Genomic DNA, 16210 nt, shown 5'->3' with positions numbered 1-16210 from the left:
TATCGCTTGGCGATTTAGCCAAACGTCTCGCAAAAAAAAGAGGTGTTACGTTCTGTCCGCTTCGAGAACGGACTCGATGCACTGGAAAAAATTGAGCACGCACGGGACCTTGAGCCGGTAGTATGTCTGCTTTCCCCGCTTGTCGTCGATGACGATGCCCGCCTTGCGAAGCACGGCCAGGTGCTTGGAGACCGTGGACATGTCGTGGCCCACCAGGTCGCGCAGCTCGCACACGCACCGCTCGCCCCGGGAGAGCTCGTCGATCATGAGCAGCCGCGAGGGATGAGCCAGGGCCTTTACCACCTTGGCGCGCTCCTCGAACTGATTTCTGGTGACGATGTCGGTCTGCATGATGCCGGTTCCTCCGCGTTCTTCATTTGGCAATATAGCCAAGCGTTCCCTGATGTCAAGCGAATGGGCAAAAAAAACGGAGATCCGGTCAACTTTTGGGGAGAATGGCCGCCCGGCCCCGGCTGTAGATCAGCCTGTTGGGCTCCTCGCGGATGACATAGTCGAGGTCGGCGCTGAGGGGCGTCAGGCTGGTGATGGCCCCGCCGTCGGTGGACACGGTGACGAACACGCGCTGGCCCGGCTTGAGCTTGAAGTAGACGGTGCCCTCGGCCCGCTTCTGCCAGCGGCTCTCCAGGGTCTTGCACCCCCCGACAAAGGTCTTGGGGGTGTCGGGAGTGACCGCGTACACGCGCTTGAAGGTGGCGCGCTTGAGGGTCCCGTCCGAGTAGCTGCCCATATTCTGCACCTTGGTGACGACGGCAATGGCCTGAATCTCAGACTCCTCGGCCATTCTGGCCAGGTAGTCCGGATCGCCCGCCATGGAGGGCCACGCGGTCAGTATGAGGAACAGGCTGGCGACGAGTATGCGAAGTTTCATATATTTCAGTGCGTAGTGGGTAGATTTTCAGCCAAGTGGTGAGGCACGTTATACCAGCCAACCCATGTTTGCAAGCTGGTGCAATAATCTTTCACAAGCACCCTTCCACCCCTTTGCTGTCGACAAAAAGCCCACGTACAGGTATCTGTGGGAAGCAACCGGGAGGACGCATGGAATACTTCAATTCAATGGAAAACATCCTTTGGCTCATCTGGCTCGGCGTGGGCGTGGCCTTCATCATCGCCGAGCTGATGGTGCCCGCCTTCATCGTCATCTTCTTCGGGGTGGGCGCGCTCATCGCCGGGGCCACCGCCTTTTTCGGGTCGTCGCTCCAGGTGCAGTTGGTGGTCTTCGGGGTGTCGTCCCTGGCCTTGATCCTGCTCCTCCGGCGCACCATGGCCCGGGTCTTTACCGGGGACGCGGCCAAGGACGAAGAGGAAGCGGACCACGCCATCGGCCAGGTCGCCGAGGTGGTTGAAGCCATCGGACCGCCCCAACCCGGTCGAATCAAGTTCCAGGGCTCGTTCTGGACCGCCCGCAGCCATGAGTCCGTCCCGGTCGGCTCCATGGTCCGCATCATCAAACGCGACAACGCCGACAAGACCGCCTTTCTGGTGGAAAAGGAGAATTGATCCATGGATCCCGCAACCATGACATCCCTGATCACGGCCCTTGTATTCGTCATCATAATGGTCCTGGTCATCGTCAAGACCGCCGTGGTGGTGCCGCAAAAAAGCCAGTACGTGGTGGAACGGCTCGGCAAGTACTCCAACACCCTTTCCGCCGGGCTGCACATCCTCATCCCGTTCATAGACCGCATCGCCTACAAGCGGTCCCTGAAGGAAGAGGTCATGGACATACCCGCGCAGTCCTGCATCACCCGGGACAACGTGTCCGTGACCATCGACGGGGTGATCTACATCCGGGTCATCGACGCCATGATGTCGTCATACGGCATCGAAAATTATTACATCGCCTCCTCCCAGCTCGCCCAGACCTCCCTTCGCTCCGCCATCGGCAAGATCGACCTGGACAAGACCTTCGAGGAACGCGAGACCATCAACGCCCAGGTCGTCCAGGCCGTGGACGAGGCCGCCCAGGAGTGGGGCATCAAGGTCATGCGCTACGAGATCAAGGACATCACCCCGCCCAGCACGGTCATGAACGCCATGGAGCAGCAAATGAAGGCCGAGCGCGAGAAGCGGGCCGAGATCGCCATCTCCGAGGGCGACCGCCAGTCCCGCATCAACCGCGCGGAAGGCCTCAAGCAGGAGGCCGTGCAGATTTCCGAGGGCGAGAAGCAGAAACGGATCAACGAGGCCCAGGGCCGCGCCCAGGAAATCCTGCTCGTGGCCGAGGCCACGGCCAAAGGCCTGTCCAAGGTGGCCGAGGTCATCAACCTGCCCGGCGGCTCCGAGGCCATGAACCTCAAGGTCGCGGAACAGTACATCGACGAGTTCGGCAAGCTGGCAAAGAAGAACAACACCATGATCATCCCGGCCAATTTCGCCGACATGGGGGCCATGGTCGCCACCGCCACCGAGATCATCAAGGGTACGTCCGGAGGCCCCGGATGCGGGCAGGGCAAGGGTTCCCACAGGCAGGACGGGTCCGGGAACCCGGAACAGCCCCAATCGGTGGGCGGGTTCGCCGTCGAATAAACCTGCGAACTACTCGAGCGGGACGGCATCGCCCTCGTCAAGGGGGGCGATGCCGAGATGAGCGGCCACGGTCTGGCCCACGTCGGCAAAGGTGTCGCGCACGCCCGCCGCGCCCGGCAGCACGCCGGGCCCGAACAGGAGCACGGGCACGCACTCGCGGGTGTGGTCCGTGCCCTGCCATGTGGGATCGCAGCCGTGATCGGCGGTGATGACGGCCAGGTCGCCAGGACGGAGGATGGAGGTCAGGCCGGACATGCGCCTGTCCATGCCCTCCAGGGCCGCCGCGTACCCGGCCACGTCCCTCCGATGGCCCCACAGTGAATCGAACTCCACGAAATTGGCGAAGACCAGCGCGCCTTCCGGGGCGCACTCCACTTCCTTTTCCACCAGATCGAACAGCCCGTCCGAATCCGGGGCCTTGACCGACCGCGTCACTCCCCGATGGGCGAAGATGTCGGCGATCTTGCCCACGGACACGACCTCGTGCCCCGCCTCCTCGAGCCGGTCCAGCAACGTCGGGGCCGGCGGCGGCAGGGAATAGTCGCGCCGGTTGGGCGTGCGCGTGAACCCGCCCGGCCGGCCGACGAACGGGCGGGCGATGACGCGGCCGACGGCGTACCCCTGTTCGTCCAGCAGTCGGCGGGCCTCCTCGCACAGCGCAAGGAGCCGGTCCAGGCCGAAATGTTCCTCATGGGCCGCGATCTGGAAGACCGAGTCCGCCGAGGTGTAGCAGATGGGCTTGCCGGTTCGGACGTGTTCCCCGCCGAGTCGATTCAGGATATCCGTGCCCGAAGCCGCGCAATTGCCCAGGATGCCGGGAAGCCCGCACCGCTTGATGAGGGCGTCGGTCAGCCCGGCCGGGAAACTCGGAAAATCGGGCGGGAACAGGTCCCACTGGAAACGCACGGGCACGCCCGCCAGTTCCCAATGGCCGCTGGGGGTGTCCTTGCCCAGGCTGACCTCGCGGGCTGCCGCGAACCGCCCGCGCAGGACCGGGGAATTGAGGTTCGGCGGCACCACCCCGGTGACGAGCTGGGCTGCCAGCCCCAGCCCCAGGGAGGCCATGCACGGCAGGTTGAGCGGGCCCGAACGCACACCCTGTCGGTCCGCCTCGCCCCGCGCGCAGGCCTCGGCGATATGCCCCAGGGTGTCGGCCCCGGCATCGCCGAACCGGTCGGCGTCCGGTGCCCAGCCGATGCCCAGGGAATCCAGCACCAAAAGGAAGGCGCGGCTCATCCTGCCTCCTCCCCGGCAATGCGCTCGGCCACCACGGGCGTGGGCGCGGGCCTGTCCGGGCCGACCTGAACCGCCTTGCGGATGCGTTCGGCGGCCATGGCCGCCTGGTCCCGATCACGGGCAAAAATACGGCACAAGGCCCTGTCCGGGCCGACCCCGTCGCCGACATGGGCGAAATCCGTCATGCCCACGCCATGGTCGACCGCCTGGTCCGCGCGGGTGCGGCCCCCCTTCATGGCCACCAGGGCCAGACCTATCTCGCGGGCGTCCATGGAGACCACATATCCCTCGGTTGCGGGGTGAACAGCCACTTCCACCGGGGCGGTCTCAACACGGTCCGCAGCCTTGTCCATGAAATCCGCCGGGCCCCCGAGGGCCGCGACCATGCGCCCGAAACAATCGGCAGCGCCGCCCGACTCCAGGGCCGCGTTCAGCTTCATGACCGCTTCGCCCGTGCCCCTGGCCGCACCGACCAGCATGAGCATCTCGCAGCCAAGGGCCATGGTCACCTGGGCAAGGCGCGGCTCGCGCTTCCGGCCGGTCAGGAAATCAACCGCCTCCAGCACCTCCAGCCCGTTGCCCACGCTGTGGCCCAGGACCTCGTTCATGTCCGTGAGCAGGGCCGTGGTCGGCACGCCCGCGCCCCCGGCCACCGACACGATGGACCGGGCCAGCTCGCGTGCGGAGTTTATGTCGGCCATGAACGCGCCCGAGCCGAACTTGACGTCCATGACCAGGCCGTTCAGCCCGGAGGCCAGCTTCTTGGACAGGATCGAGGCGGTGATCAGATCAATGGATTCCACCGTGGCCGTGACGTCCCGGACCGCGTACAGCCGCCGGTCCGCCGGGGCGAGGTCCCGGGTCTGCCCGATGATGGCGCAACCCACTTCGCGCACCACCCGGGCAAAGGTGTCGAGGTCGGGCGCGCTGTCGTAGCCGGGGATGGAGTCGAGCTTGTCCAGGGTGCCGCCGGTGTGGCCCAGGCCGCGCCCGGAAATCATGGGATTCTTCACGCCGCAGGCCGCCGCCAGCGGGCCGAGGATGAGGCTCACCTTGTCGCCCACCCCGCCGGTCGAGTGCTTGTCCACCACGCACGGCATGCCCCTGGACCGCCAGTCCAGGACCTCTCCCGAGCGCATCATGGCCGTGGTCAGGTGGATGCGTTCGTCCATGGTCATTCCCTTGAGCAGCACGGCCATGGCAAAGGCCGCCACCTGCCCCTCGGAAATGGATTCGTCGGTGATGCCGCGAACGAACAGTTCGATCTCGTCCCTGTCCAGGACTCCACCGTCCCGTTTCTTGCGGATCACTTCCTGTGGAATGAAGGTCATGCTGGGGCCTCCGGCGGCTGGGGGAAGGGGAGGAAAAACCCTTTGAAAAGGGTTCGTTCCTCCCCTTCCCCCAGACCTCCATCCCCTCCTTTTCCCAAACTTTTTGTAAGCGCATTCGCGCGGGTTGGGTTGGGAGGAGCTGTTCTGTTTTGCTGCTCGGGCTAATAGTCGCCTAGTTCCGTATCGGTTTCGGCTTCGCCCAATTCCCTCAAGACGTCGTCGAGCAGGGAGCTGGCTCCGAAACGGAAGGTCTCGGGGGTGGCCCAGCCCCGGCCCATTATCTGATCGGCCAGGTAGAGGTAACCCGCTGCGTCGGCCACGGTCTTGAGGCCGCCGGACGGCTTGAAGCCCAGGGGGCGGTTCATTTTCGGCTGCATCTCCGCGATGACCGAAAGCATGACCGCAGCCACGTCGAGCTGTGCGCCTCCCGGCACCTTGCCGGTGGAGGTCTTGATGAAATCCGCACCGGCCAGGATCACGTCCCGGCTGGCCGCCTCGATCATGCGCAGGGACCTGATCTGGCTGGTCTCCAGAATGACCTTGAGCCGGGCCGTTTCCCCGCACACGGAGCGGACCTGCTCGATGAGCGAGACCGCCCGGTCGGTGTCCCCGGCCATGTACCGCTTGTAGGGCAGGACCACGTCCACCTCCTCCGCGCCCCCGGCCACCTGCGCCTTGGCCTCGGACACGGCCTTGCGGGCGTCCCCGCCCCCGTGAGGAAAGTTGCAGACCGTGGCCACCTTGACGCCGGTCCCGGCCAGCCTGCGGCGGGCCAGGGGCACGAACCGGCCGTATAGGCAGACAGCAGCGACGCGCCCGACCGGGGTGATTGCCCGGCGGCACAGGTCGATGATCATTTCGTCGGTATCGTTCTCTCCCAGGGAGGTCAGGTCCATGGACGCGAGGGTGCGCCGGGCATAGTCCCTGTCCGCCGGGACGTGTCCGGCCCCGGCTATCAAATTCTTCAATGCTGTGTTCATCTGTTCGGATTGTCGTGTTGATCGGGCCCAAAGGCTTCGGGCAGCAGTTCGTCCATGGTCATGGTCATGAGCACGTCGCGCTCGTTGCAGAAATGGATGACGGTGTCCGGCGCGGCGAATTCACGGATGCGCTGGCGGCAGCCGCCGCACGGCGGGCACGGCGCGTCCGAAGGGCCGACCACCACCAGTTCGGCGATGACCCGTCCGTTGCCGCGCACCATGGCGGCGATGGCGGACTGCTCGGCGCAGCTGCCCAGCGGGAAGGCCGCGTTCTCCACGTTGCAGCCGGAGAACGCCCGGCCGTCGTCCGTGACCAGGGCCGCGCCCACGGGGTGGCCCGAGTACGGGGCATACGCCCTGTCCCTGGCCTCCGCAGCCAGCCTGATGAGTTCCTGAATGTCAGCCATGCGTCGTACCTCGATACAGATCTTGCCGACACAATCTACGTGTCGGGCCGGGCTGCGTCAAAGGGCGACGAACACCCCCCATGGCGGGGGAGGAGGCTATTGGAACAGATCGGAAATGGCGTCCCGGATGCCGCCCTTGATCTCGTCCTTGGTGGCTTCCTTGGCGTCATAGCCGATGTCCTTGGCGTCGTCCTCGATCCCCATGTCGCTGCCGGACTGTTGCGGGGGCGTCCCGGTCTGCACCTGCTGCGAATTCGCCGGGAGCCTGTAGTAGGCGGAATCGAGATTCCTGACGGCGAGCTTGTGCAGCCGCATGTCGTCGCCCATGCGCAACATGCCGCCGTACCCCATCTTCCGGGCCTCGTCCAGGGAGTCGTCAAAGGAGTCGCCCATGGACTGGGTCATGACCTCGGCCATGGCGATCCACCCTTCGGTGAGCTTCTTGATGTTGGAATGGTTGGAAAGCACCATCTCGTCGCGGCTGACGACCTTGCCGTTCTCGAAGGTCACGGCCTCGTACACCACGCCCTTGTACCCGGCCACGGTCTCGGTGCGCCCGGTCTTTTCATACCGGACCTCGTAATCGGTGTCGCCGCCCCCGCCGAACATGGACCCCAGGCCGCTGTTCATCATGGCGCCCATGTCCATGACCTGGCACTGGCCGTCCTCGCAGTTGACCGAATAGACCTTGCCCTTTGAAAGCAGCATGTAGCTGGTGGCGGACGTGTCCATGCGCACGTGGTCCTTGTCCCGCGTGACCAGGGTGACCATGGTGCCGTCGGAATATTTGTAGGTGGCAACGATATCGGACGCGGCCAGGACGTTTCCAGGCAAAAGCAGAACCAGACATATGTACAGCAACACTCGACGCATGGGATTCCTCCTCGCAAAGACCCCTCGTTTACACGCTCCCGCTCGACCCAATGCCGATTGACCATACTCTATACATAAAAACCGCTTCATTTCCAACATTTCACACTCCCCATTCCGGGCTGGACCGCCCGGTCGGTTGGTGCTAATTGGGTCCCTTCTTTCACGATAAGGAGAACCGATGTTTGGACTGTTCGCAGGCAATTACAAGAAAGCCGCCATGCGATTCCTCCACCAGCACGACGTGGGGCAGCGCATATTTTCCCAAGGTGACGGCGGCTCCAAGATGCGCTACCTGCGCGAATGCGGCCACGTGGTTTCGGAACGGGTTTCCGAGACCCGCTGGGTGCACACCATCGTCAGCAAACCGAAACCCGGAGCGTAATCCCGAGCGCCGGGCATTGTGACGATGTCGCTGTCCGACTGCAATAATCCTTGACGAACCAGGGCCCTGTGGACAGTATAAACCTATGCTTATGTTTCTTGATACGTCCTTTACAATGGCCCCCCGCCCCACAACGATCTATATTCACGCCCTCTTCGCATTCCTGCTGTCGGCGGGGCTGTTGCTCTGCGGTCCGGCCATGGCCGCCGACTCCATCGGCGCCATCCGGTCGGCAACCGGCGAATGCAGCATTCTCCGTGACGGCGACACCCTGACCGCCGAGGTCGAACAGCCCGTCATGCTCAACGACGAGGTCTCCACCGGGGAAAACGCCCAGCTGAGCATCGTCTTCCTGGACGAGACGGTGCTCACCCTGGCCGAATCCAGCCACGCCGCCATCGACAACTATGTCTACAGCGACGACGCCTCGAACCTGCTCTTCAAGTTCACCAAGGGCACCTTCCGGACCATCACCGGCACCATCGTCAAGCAGAACCCCGAAGGGTTCAACATGCAGACGCCGCTGGCCACCATCGGCATCCGGGGCTCCGACGTCTACGCCATCGTCCAACCCGAAGGCGAGGAGGCAGGAGCCCTGCATCTGGGCGAAAGCCATGCCCTGGAAGTCTCGACCCCCCTCCAGACCGTGCGCATCACCGAAAGCGGCTTGCGCGTGAGAATCGCCCCCACAGGCCTCATTTTCGCCCCCACGCGCATTCCGCCGAGCATATTCAATACCATGCTGAACATCGGATCAGCGACCCCTGCGGCTCCTTCCGGGGGCGAGGCGGCAACGCCGGGCACAAAAAGCGCTCCCGCGAAAACGCGCTCCGGGACCACTGGCGAAGTTCCCACGACGCCCACCAAGCGAACCCCGACGCAAAAGGTGCCCACGCTCAAGACGCCGTCAAGAACCCCTTCGCCGACGTTGAACACCACGCCGATCAAGACCCCCCTGCTGACGCCGTTGCCGACCACGCCCACCAAAACGCCCACCAGGACGCCCGTCAGGACGTATCCCTGACAACAGAACTCAGCGGACGCGCCACACGCCCCCGGACCGGTAGCCGAAAGCCACCGGTTCGAAGTGGCGCGTGTCGTAGGGGAACAGGCCGAGCAGCCTGAAGAGCACAGACGTGATCATGGGCCGGTCCGTGACCGCCAGGAAGTCGGCGGTGTCGGAAAAGACGAGGTAGGGGTCCGGGACGGAGGAAAAATCCACGGTTTCCGGGTTGACGCCCGTGGCCTCGATCACGCCGCCGAAGGAATCGTATCCCTTGTCCAGCATGGCCTGGGGCACCAGCACGGACTGGCCGCCCGGCGTATATTCGAAGCCCTCTTTCGGGAACAGGTCCAGATGGTTGGAGACTGCGGGGACGGTCTCGTCGAACACGTGGGCAAAGGCATACAGAAACCCGGTGGTGGTGGCGTAGACGCGGGCCGGGAGCACCAGGGCCACGGGACCGTGACCGCCCTCACTGTTCACGATCTTTTGCGTGAAACCAGCCAGATACCCGGGCCATCTCTCCCCCTGTTCGGCCACCGTGAACTGTTTGGGCCCTGGCCCGGCGAAGTGGCGCATCCAGGCTGCGGCCACCCCCTCGTCCCCCTGCATGAGAGGGTAGGCGGCCACGAAACAGGTGCGCTCGGTCTGGGACCCGCCGTCGAAGTAGGTCTCCATGCCCGTCAGGTAGCGGAAGAAATAGCCGAAATCCCACCATGTCCAGATGACGGTTTCCGGCGGAAAGGAGTCGCGCACGGTCTCGGCCAGTTCGAAGTCGCTGCGGGTGAAATAGGACTTCGGTTCCGCGTTCACGGCCTTGGAGGCCGCGCCCAATAGCAGCAGCGGCAGGCACACTGCCAGGAGCCCGGCGCGCACCGTCTCCGGCTTCCCGATACGCCCGGCAAACGAGGCCGTCCAGGTACAGCAGGCGGCCAGGCCGTAGGCGGCAAAGAACGCGCCCACCGGCACGAACAGGGGAATGAACCGCTGGGAGAGCAGCCCGGCGATTCCCAGAGCCCAGCCCGAAATCAGGAAAACCGCTCTCCAGCGAAGACGGACCCCGTAGGCGACGGTGCCCACCACCGCCGACGGCAACAGCCAAACCGTTCCCAGTCCCTTTTCCCCGAGTCCGGCGACGCCCACCCCTTTCAGCTCCATGATGGCGCTGCTCAGCAGTGAGCCTTCTGTCGCGCCAAAGGCCAACTCAAGGTGTGAAGAGACGTAGGCCACCACCCCGGCCAGGGGCCGGACCCCGGCCACGGCCAGGCCTGCCCCGATCAGGAGGGTTGCCGTCAGGGCGGTCTTGAGGACGCGGTCCGCCCTGGTCCTTGCCGGGTGGATGAGATAGCAGAGTGCAAACCCCGCGCACAGGAAGGCCCCCGGACGCCACCAGAACCAGCAAAAAGCCGCAGCCAGCGCGTACCCCGCACCCCAGAGCAGACGGAGCTTCTCCCCCACGGTGAAGCGGTAGAGGCAGAACAGGGCGAACAGGCACACCCCCGGCACCAGGCTGTCGGTGTCCAGGAAGCCGACGTGCGTGCGCGTGATCCAGTAGGGTGACAGGAGCGCCAGCATGGAAGCGCCAAAGGCCGAGAACCGGGACCCTGCGTCCATGGCCCACGGCAGCACGGCAAGGAGCATGGACAATCCCAGCAGCGGACCCAGGTAGGCGGCCGCCAGTTGCAGGGTGTCCGGATCACCGGCCACCGAGGACAGCAGGTACGGCAGGAGCATGGATTGGCGGGAATCCGTGAACACCCCGCTGACGGGCCTGCCGGAACTCGCCAGAGTCCGGGCCTGGTCCAGATGGAAATATCCGTCGTTGTTGCCCACGTGGGGCACGCCGTGGCTGTGCAGCCCCCGGTCCACGAGCATGTCCGTGTGATGGACGGCCAGCGCCCCCGTGACGGCCAGCCCGCACAGGATCACAAAGGCGACGGTCAGGGCCGGGGAGCGGGTCATTCCAATCCCTCCAGCACGGCGGAAAGGGCGGGCCCCCAATCGTCGGTGTGGGCCACGCCGCGCACGGTCACGACGCGCACGCGGGACGGGTCGTCCATGCGGCCGATATAGCTTTCAACCACTGCCGGGGGCATGACCGCATCGTCTGCGCCGACGATGTGGATCTGGTCCACGGACTGCAGTCGGCGGGCAAAATCAGCCGGGTTCAGGGAATCCCGCAAGGGCGAAACACGGTGGAGGCCGGTCCAGAAGGCGTGATCCAGGTTCCCGGCAACGGTCACCACCAGCTCGACGTCGTCCCGCCTGGCCGCTTCCAACAGGGCGATCGCCCCGCCGCCGGAAAAGCCGACCAGTTGGAGACGGCGCGCGCCCGCCGCGTGCATGGCCTGGTCCAGGACCAGCGAAAGGTCGCTGACCACCGGTTCGGAAAACCGGGCCGAAGTCCAGAAGACCGGAGAACAGTTGCGCCGCTCATCGCTGTTGGTGAACTGGCAGGGGCGGGCCAGGTAGGCCACGGCAGGACCGGTGTCCCGGGCGGCCAGGGCAAAGGCCGTCGCCTCCGCAGGGGTGGGGTCCGTGGACGGCCTGCGCCGGTTGAGCCACGCCTTGCCGTCTCCTTCTATGTAGGCGCGGAGGACCGGGCCCGTGCCGCGCAAATACCACTTCAGATCAAAGGTAGCGCCATGGCTGACGCGCGGGACAAATCCCTGGCGACCGGCGAACCCGTCGGCGGGAAACGTCCCACGGCACCCGGACAGAAACAGGCCTGCAGCCAGCAGCAGGGCGACGCCCAGCCCCCGCCGGGCGGCACGGGCCAAGGCGGTCATCACGCCTCCTTCCCCCCGGATTCGCCGGACTCCCGTTCCTTCAATTCCCGGATTTCCGTCTCGTAGGCGGCCATTTTCTGGGCCAGTATCCGAATCTTCGCTTCCTGCCTGACTCGCTCGGCGTCCATGAACAGAAGCTTGGCGAACACGAGGCAGAGCCCTGCGCCCAGTACGGCTGCGGCCGGGCTCCCAAGGCCGAAAGCCCGCCCCAGGGCGGCCGCAGTCCACGGCACGAACCCGAGGACCAGCATGAGCGCCGCCGAAACCAGCCACCAGAGGGTCTGCAGGGCACCGAGCCGCTCCCGTCGCACCAGCAGCAGGATTCCGCCCGTAAAGAGCAGGGCCAGGACGGCGGCAGGCAGGTTAGACGGCGTCATAGTCCCTCCAGTCGCCGACCGGAGCGTCGGAACGGACCACCCGATCCGCAAGGATCAGTACGCAGGACCTGGCCATGTAGACGGCAACCGCCGCCCAACTGTGAAAGATATGGGAACAGCCGCTGGGACGGGGACGCATGGTCACGGGCACCTCCTTGAATGTCATCTGCTTCCGGCGGAGCAGGAGCAGCACGCCCACGTCCTGGTAGTCGAACACGGCACATTGGCGGGACAGGACGGCGGCCACGGCGGCCCGGTCGTAGATTCTCAGGCCGGAGGTGATGTCCCGAACCTTGAGGCGGGTCATGAAACGAAAGAAACGCCAGACAATGCGCCGGGCCAGGCTGCCCCGTTGCGGAAAGCTGCCCACGACCACGTTGGCCCCGGACCCCTCCAGGGCTTCAGCCAGGATCGGGATTGACGCCGGGTCGTGCTGGCCGTCCCCGTCCATGGTCACGAAGGCGTTGTACGCCCCTTTTTTCATGGCGTGCAGGAGCCCTGCCTGAACCGCGCACCAAGCTCCCGCGCGAAACGGCAGGGCCAGGACTTCCGCCCCGGCGCGGCGCGCCCGCTCACGGGTCCCGTCCCGGCTGTGGTCATCGACCACGAAGACGTCACAGCCCAGTTCCCGGGCACCCCCGACCACGCTTTCAATGGTCAGGGCCTCGTCCACGGCAGGGATGATGACGGCGGTCTTCCTCATGTCAGGCATGGTATGCAACTACCCTGAAACCGGGTCGGCGACAACCCGGTCCGCAAACCGATGAGATAAAAAAAGGGGTGGCTTAACGCCACCCCTTTCCGGGATTCGTTGTCGCTCAACTAAAATTCGTACCGAACGTTGAGCTGTCCGCGGTAGGCCTCGAACTGCTGCCTACCCATGGTGTTGCCCGCTTCCACGTTGACGGTCCACTGGTCCGTTGCGAACCAGTTTGCGCCGAGCACGCCGCCGAATTCGTCATAGTCGGATTCCACCGGACGGGACGAAGTGGTGGTGTCGTAGTAGTAGCGCAGGGCCGCGTAAGGCTGGATGCCGCCATCGAAATAATAGGAGATCTTGCCTTCCAGGTTGAGCTGGCCGAGGAAGCTGTCCGGGTTGCCCACGGCGGTTGCCCCGCGTGCGTAGGAGGACAGGTCGCCGTGCACGTACATGTATCCGGCGCGGCCGCTGAACGTCCACCTGTCATACAGGAAGTACTGCGAGAGGCCCAGGCTGGTCATGTAGCGGTCGGAGTCGTAGTAGCCGGTATTGGTGCCGTCGTTGTCCTTGTACCGGGAGTCGGTGTAGGCAAAGGCGAAATCGGCGATGGTCGTGTCGGTGATGTTGTACGCGGCGTACGGCATGATGGTCCATTCGTAGTCCGTCCGGAGATAGCCGGTGTCGCCGCCTGTCCAGTTGTCCTTGTCCAGGTCCAGAACGCCGTAGCCCGCAGCCACGCCCACCAGGAGATCGTCGGTGGCGCGCCAGTCGAAACCGAGCATCAGGTTGTAGGCGTCGGCATCATACTTGCCGCCCGAAGCGCTGGACTTGAAATTGGAATAGGCACCCATGCCCCAGATACCGAAGCTGTTGCCGCCATCACCGGAGGCGAGGCCCAACTCTTCGGAATCCATGGAAAAAGCAAAGTTGCCGTTCTGGTCGATCTGCTTGTTGAAGGCGACGTCGCCGTTGGGCGTCGGCGCGACAATGGAGGAAATCCGACCAACCACCATGGTCGACAGGGTCTGGCTGCTGGTGCTGACCACATCGCTTGTCGCCTGCTCCTGGCCATTGGTTTCGGCAAAGGCAAGAGAAGCAAAAGCCAGGCTGGCTGCGACCAAGACAAAAACCAAAATACGTTTCACAACAAATCCCCCATATGTAAAGCTCAAATGCACCATATAGTCTAGAATCAAGTCCAATTATCAATGAACATCCTAAAATGTCAACACATTTAATGCCATTGTTTCTACCCCTCACTGCCCCACCGGGAAAGCGTCTCCCCGACCGTCCGCGACCAGGAAAAGGAGGCCGCCCGTTTCAGTCCGTCGCGGCGCAGTCTGTCACGCTCCCCTGAGGAACCGAGAACGCCATGAATCACGCCGCCGAACGCCCGCGCGTCGGCCACGTCCGGCACGGTAACGATACTGTCTCCGCCCACCTCCGGCAACGCTCCGGCCCGAGACGCGACAACCGGGCAGCCGCAGGCCATGGCCTCCAGAACGGGCAGGCCGAAGCCCTCGTATACACTCGGCATGACGAACAATTGTGCAGTTCGATAGAGTTGCGCCAGGAGCCGGTCGGACACATACCCCAGGTTGATCGCGTCTCCCTTTTCGGTTTGGTGCCAGCCGCTCCACCCCACCGTGACCAGGGGGGTCTCCACCGCCGCCGCCTTGAGCGCGGCCCGGAGGGCATCCAGGTTCTTGCGCGGGTCGCCGCTGCCCACGAACAGGACGAATTCCCGGGGCACCCCCGCCTCGCCGAGCATGGCCTGCGCCTCCGGGTCGTCGGCGACGTTGAAGAGCTGCGGGTCGTAACCCAGGGGCGTGACCGTTATCATTTCCGGGTCCACGGGCAAAAGCTCGATCATCTCGCGGCGCGTGAATTCGGACACGGCACAGAATCCGTCCACCCGGGGCAGGCGGTCCATGAAATACCTGCGGAAATAGCGCACCCTCTCTGCGGGATGCCAGTGGGGAAAGCGCAGCAGGGACAGGTCGTGCACGGTCATGACGGTCCGCACCGGAACACGGGATTTCAGCGGGAAATACCCGGCCTCGTGGTAGACGTCAAAGCCCCGGCAGGCAGTGCCGAAATTCCGTTCGGTGAGACCATGGCGCAGCAGGCGGGCTCCGTAGGCCACCGGATGCGGCATCCGCCAGAGCAACTGCCCCAGGCGCTCCCGCCAGCCCGCGCCCCGGACGGACGGGGCATCGTCCACCACCCCGCCGCCCGTGAAATAGGAGAGGCGGACAGTGTCCCGGCACCGCGCCTCGCACGCGGCGGACAGGCCGCGCAGGTAGCGCCCGATGCCGGTGCCGACCACGGTCATGGGTTGTGCGTTGATCAGAACCTTTATCATGGAATTTCCTTCATCCACCATCCGGCTGAGGATGGCAAACCCTTTATGCCCTTGCTCCCGCCCCCGGTGTCGGGTAACCATCTCCAGTGCAATGCGCCTGCTCCACCTTGCCAAATACGCGCCCCCCGAACGGGGCGGCATGGAGACCTTCGTCCGCGACCTGACCGTGGAACAGGCCCGCCAGGGGCAGGTTGTGACCGTGCTCTGCCACCAGTCGCGCCCCCTGCGCCCGTCCGCTGCCGAGCGGCTCGACGGGGTCGAGATCATCCGCTGCGCCACCCTCTGCGCCGCCGCATTCGCCCCGCTCTCGCCCGCCTTCGGGCTGCGGCTGCGAAGCGTCATCCGCCGACAGCGTCCCGACATCATCCACATCCACCTGCCCAACCCGGCGGTCATGTTCCTCGGGCTCATACCGCGCGACATCCCGCTGGTGGCGCACTGGCACGCCGACGTCCAGGGGTCGTCCAGCCCCACGGTCCGCGCCCTGTACCCGGCCTACCGGCTCTTCGAGCAACGGTGTCTGGCCAGGGCGGACCGGATCGTGGCCACCTCGCCCCCCTACCTGGAGTCGAGCCCGACGCTGGCCCCCTGGCGCTCCAGGTGCGCGGTGGTCCCGCTCGGCCTGGACACGGGCCGCTATCCCGAAGAGGACACGGACCGGCCGCCCCGACCGCTGGTCCTCGGCGTGGGCAGGCTGACTTTTTACAAGGGGTTCGAGTTCCTGGTGCGCGCAGCGGCCCTGGTGCCGGAGGCGGACTTCGTCATCGCCGGGCACGGCCCCGAACAACGCGCTCTTGAGACCGAAATCCGCCGCCTGGACCTTGAGGGCCGGGTATCCCTGCCCGGCGAAATAGCCGACGCCGAGTTGCGCCGACTGCTCCAGGCGGCCTCCCTGTTCTGCCTGCCGTCCATCGACCGGGGCGAGGCCTTCGGCGTGACCCTGCTGGAGGCCATGCGCTACGGGCTGCCCCTGGTCTCCACCGCCATCCCGGGGTCCGGCACGGGCTGGGTGAACCGGGACCGTGAGACCGGGCGGGTGGCGAACCCGGCGGACGCGGAATCGCTGGCCCGGGCGATACGCGACGTCCTCGCGGACCCGGACACGGCCGGGCGATACGGCGAGGGCGCGCGAAAACGGCTTGAGGACGCATTCACCATCGACCGTACGGCGCGGACCCTGGACGGGATATACAGGGAAATCACAAAGGGCTGAGAAC

Annotated in this window: 18 protein-coding genes; 5 read left to right on the top strand and 13 right to left on the bottom strand. The window is 65.1% G+C overall.

All coding sequences use genetic code 11. The annotated features are described in order from the left end of the window. Positions 1 to 45 precede the first annotated feature (45 nt). Together OO730_RS09755 and OO730_RS09750 are read right to left on the bottom strand one after the other, a co-directional pair. Positions 46 to 351, bottom strand: a complete 306-nt coding sequence (locus OO730_RS09755) for an ArsR/SmtB family transcription factor (protein ID WP_264981275.1) — start codon at positions 349 to 351, stop codon at positions 46 to 48. Positions 352 to 439: 88 nt separating this feature from the next. Further along, positions 440 to 889 (bottom strand): hypothetical protein, encoded by a 450-nt coding sequence (locus OO730_RS09750; protein WP_264981274.1) that lies wholly within the window; start codon positions 887 to 889, stop codon positions 440 to 442. A gap of 170 nt (positions 890 to 1059) precedes the next feature. On the opposite strand from OO730_RS09750, the gene OO730_RS09745 reads away from it, so the two are divergent. Next, positions 1060 to 1521 carry an NfeD family protein gene (locus OO730_RS09745; protein WP_264981273.1) on the top strand — a complete coding sequence of 154 codons (462 nt, stop codon included), beginning with the start codon at positions 1060 to 1062 and terminating at the stop codon, positions 1519 to 1521. 3 nt (positions 1522 to 1524) lie between these two features. Then, a complete protein-coding gene (locus OO730_RS09740; RefSeq protein WP_264981272.1) occupies positions 1525 to 2550 on the top strand; it encodes an SPFH domain-containing protein in 1026 nt (341 codons plus the stop codon). A gap of 9 nt (positions 2551 to 2559) precedes the next feature. On the opposite strand, the gene OO730_RS09735 is transcribed toward OO730_RS09740, so the two are convergent. The 5 genes from OO730_RS09735 to OO730_RS09715 form a co-directional block, all read right to left on the bottom strand. Further along, positions 2560 to 3786 (bottom strand): phosphopentomutase, encoded by a 1227-nt coding sequence (locus tag OO730_RS09735; protein ID WP_264981271.1) that lies wholly within the window; start codon positions 3784 to 3786, stop codon positions 2560 to 2562. Further along, entirely contained in the window at positions 3783 to 5117 is a 1335-nt protein-coding gene (gene deoA / locus OO730_RS09730) for a thymidine phosphorylase (RefSeq protein ID WP_264981270.1), read from the bottom strand. Before deoA ends, OO730_RS09735 begins: the two co-directional genes overlap by 4 nt. 161 nt (positions 5118 to 5278) lie before the next feature. Further along, on the bottom strand, positions 5279 to 6085 hold the full coding sequence (gene deoC, locus OO730_RS09725) for a deoxyribose-phosphate aldolase (protein WP_264981269.1): 807 nt from the start codon (positions 6083 to 6085) through the stop codon (positions 5279 to 5281). Positions 6086 to 6093: 8 nt separating this feature from the next. Next, entirely contained in the window at positions 6094 to 6504 is a 411-nt protein-coding gene (locus OO730_RS09720; protein WP_264981268.1) for a cytidine deaminase, read from the bottom strand. A gap of 96 nt (positions 6505 to 6600) precedes the next feature. Continuing rightward, positions 6601 to 7377: a hypothetical protein gene (locus OO730_RS09715; protein WP_264981267.1), complete on the bottom strand. Its 777-nt coding sequence runs from the start codon at positions 7375 to 7377 to the stop codon at positions 6601 to 6603. A 178-nt stretch (positions 7378 to 7555) separates the two neighbouring features. Here OO730_RS09715 and OO730_RS09710 point away from each other — a divergent pair, with 178 nt between their 5' ends. Continuing rightward, positions 7556 to 7759 carry a hypothetical protein gene (locus OO730_RS09710; protein ID WP_264981266.1) on the top strand — a complete coding sequence of 68 codons (204 nt, stop codon included), beginning with the start codon at positions 7556 to 7558 and terminating at the stop codon, positions 7757 to 7759. Between the two features lie 85 nt (positions 7760 to 7844). Then, positions 7845 to 8783: a FecR family protein gene (locus OO730_RS09705; protein WP_264981265.1), complete on the top strand. Its 939-nt coding sequence runs from the start codon at positions 7845 to 7847 to the stop codon at positions 8781 to 8783. Positions 8784 to 8792: 9 nt separating this feature from the next. On the opposite strand, the gene OO730_RS09700 is transcribed toward OO730_RS09705, so the two are convergent. The 6 genes from OO730_RS09700 to OO730_RS09675 all read right to left on the bottom strand — a co-directional run bounded on the left by OO730_RS09700 (position 8793) and on the right by OO730_RS09675 (position 14993). After that, the gene (locus OO730_RS09700) at positions 8793 to 10724 is read right to left on the bottom strand and encodes a hypothetical protein (protein WP_264981264.1); all 1932 of its coding nucleotides are present in this window, start codon (positions 10722 to 10724) and stop codon (positions 8793 to 8795) included. After that, positions 10721 to 11551 (bottom strand): alpha/beta fold hydrolase, encoded by an 831-nt coding sequence (locus tag OO730_RS09695; RefSeq protein WP_264981263.1) that lies wholly within the window; start codon positions 11549 to 11551, stop codon positions 10721 to 10723. The genes OO730_RS09700 and OO730_RS09695 overlap by 4 nt, the downstream gene beginning before the upstream one ends. Next, positions 11551 to 11928: a DUF2304 domain-containing protein gene (locus tag OO730_RS09690; protein ID WP_264981262.1), complete on the bottom strand. Its 378-nt coding sequence runs from the start codon at positions 11926 to 11928 to the stop codon at positions 11551 to 11553. Before OO730_RS09690 ends, OO730_RS09695 begins: the two co-directional genes overlap by 1 nt. Then, the gene (locus OO730_RS09685; RefSeq protein ID WP_264981261.1) at positions 11915 to 12640 is read right to left on the bottom strand and encodes a glycosyltransferase family 2 protein; all 726 of its coding nucleotides are present in this window, start codon (positions 12638 to 12640) and stop codon (positions 11915 to 11917) included. Before OO730_RS09685 ends, OO730_RS09690 begins: the two co-directional genes overlap by 14 nt. Positions 12641 to 12750: 110 nt before the next feature. Next, on the bottom strand, positions 12751 to 13674 hold the full coding sequence (locus tag OO730_RS09680) for an autotransporter outer membrane beta-barrel domain-containing protein (RefSeq protein ID WP_264981260.1): 924 nt from the start codon (positions 13672 to 13674) through the stop codon (positions 12751 to 12753). Between the two features lie 203 nt (positions 13675 to 13877). Then, entirely contained in the window at positions 13878 to 14993 is a 1116-nt protein-coding gene (locus OO730_RS09675) for a glycosyltransferase family 4 protein (RefSeq protein ID WP_264981259.1), read from the bottom strand. A 91-nt stretch (positions 14994 to 15084) separates the two neighbouring features. Between OO730_RS09675 and OO730_RS09670 the strand changes: the two genes are divergently transcribed. Beyond that, entirely contained in the window at positions 15085 to 16206 is a 1122-nt protein-coding gene (locus OO730_RS09670; protein ID WP_264981258.1) for a glycosyltransferase, read from the top strand. Positions 16207 to 16210: the final 4 nt, after the last annotated feature.

The organism is Pseudodesulfovibrio portus (assembly GCF_026000375.1).
GTDB lineage: Bacteria > Desulfobacterota > Desulfovibrionia > Desulfovibrionales > Desulfovibrionaceae > Pseudodesulfovibrio > Pseudodesulfovibrio portus.
This window is presented reverse-complemented; position numbering and strand designations above follow the sequence as displayed.

Excerpts from the sequence above, each read along its gene's own strand:
- OO730_RS09700 (WP_264981264.1), bottom strand. The coding sequence starts at position 10,724 with ATGACCCGCTCCCCGGCCCTGACCGTCGCCTTTGTGATCCTGTGCGGG.
- OO730_RS09745 (WP_264981273.1), top strand. The coding sequence starts at position 1,060 with ATGGAATACTTCAATTCAATGGAAAACATCCTTTGGCTCATCTGGCTC.
- OO730_RS09740 (WP_264981272.1), top strand. The coding sequence starts at position 1,525 with ATGGATCCCGCAACCATGACATCCCTGATCACGGCCCTTGTATTCGTC.
- OO730_RS09705 (WP_264981265.1), top strand. The coding sequence starts at position 7,845 with ATGCTTATGTTTCTTGATACGTCCTTTACAATGGCCCCCCGCCCCACA.
- deoA (WP_264981270.1), bottom strand. The coding sequence starts at position 5,117 with ATGACCTTCATTCCACAGGAAGTGATCCGCAAGAAACGGGACGGTGGA.
- OO730_RS09710 (WP_264981266.1), top strand. The coding sequence starts at position 7,556 with ATGTTTGGACTGTTCGCAGGCAATTACAAGAAAGCCGCCATGCGATTC.
- OO730_RS09690 (WP_264981262.1), bottom strand. The coding sequence starts at position 11,928 with ATGACGCCGTCTAACCTGCCTGCCGCCGTCCTGGCCCTGCTCTTTACG.
- OO730_RS09695 (WP_264981263.1), bottom strand. The coding sequence starts at position 11,551 with ATGACCGCCTTGGCCCGTGCCGCCCGGCGGGGGCTGGGCGTCGCCCTG.
- OO730_RS09735 (WP_264981271.1), bottom strand. The coding sequence starts at position 3,786 with ATGAGCCGCGCCTTCCTTTTGGTGCTGGATTCCCTGGGCATCGGCTGG.
- OO730_RS09750 (WP_264981274.1), bottom strand. The coding sequence starts at position 889 with ATGAAACTTCGCATACTCGTCGCCAGCCTGTTCCTCATACTGACCGCG.
- OO730_RS09720 (WP_264981268.1), bottom strand. The coding sequence starts at position 6,504 with ATGGCTGACATTCAGGAACTCATCAGGCTGGCTGCGGAGGCCAGGGAC.
- OO730_RS09675 (WP_264981259.1), bottom strand. The coding sequence starts at position 14,993 with ATGATAAAGGTTCTGATCAACGCACAACCCATGACCGTGGTCGGCACC.
- OO730_RS09715 (WP_264981267.1), bottom strand. The coding sequence starts at position 7,377 with ATGCGTCGAGTGTTGCTGTACATATGTCTGGTTCTGCTTTTGCCTGGA.
- OO730_RS09755 (WP_264981275.1), bottom strand. The coding sequence starts at position 351 with ATGCAGACCGACATCGTCACCAGAAATCAGTTCGAGGAGCGCGCCAAG.
- OO730_RS09685 (WP_264981261.1), bottom strand. The coding sequence starts at position 12,640 with ATGCCTGACATGAGGAAGACCGCCGTCATCATCCCTGCCGTGGACGAG.
- OO730_RS09670 (WP_264981258.1), top strand. The coding sequence starts at position 15,085 with ATGCGCCTGCTCCACCTTGCCAAATACGCGCCCCCCGAACGGGGCGGC.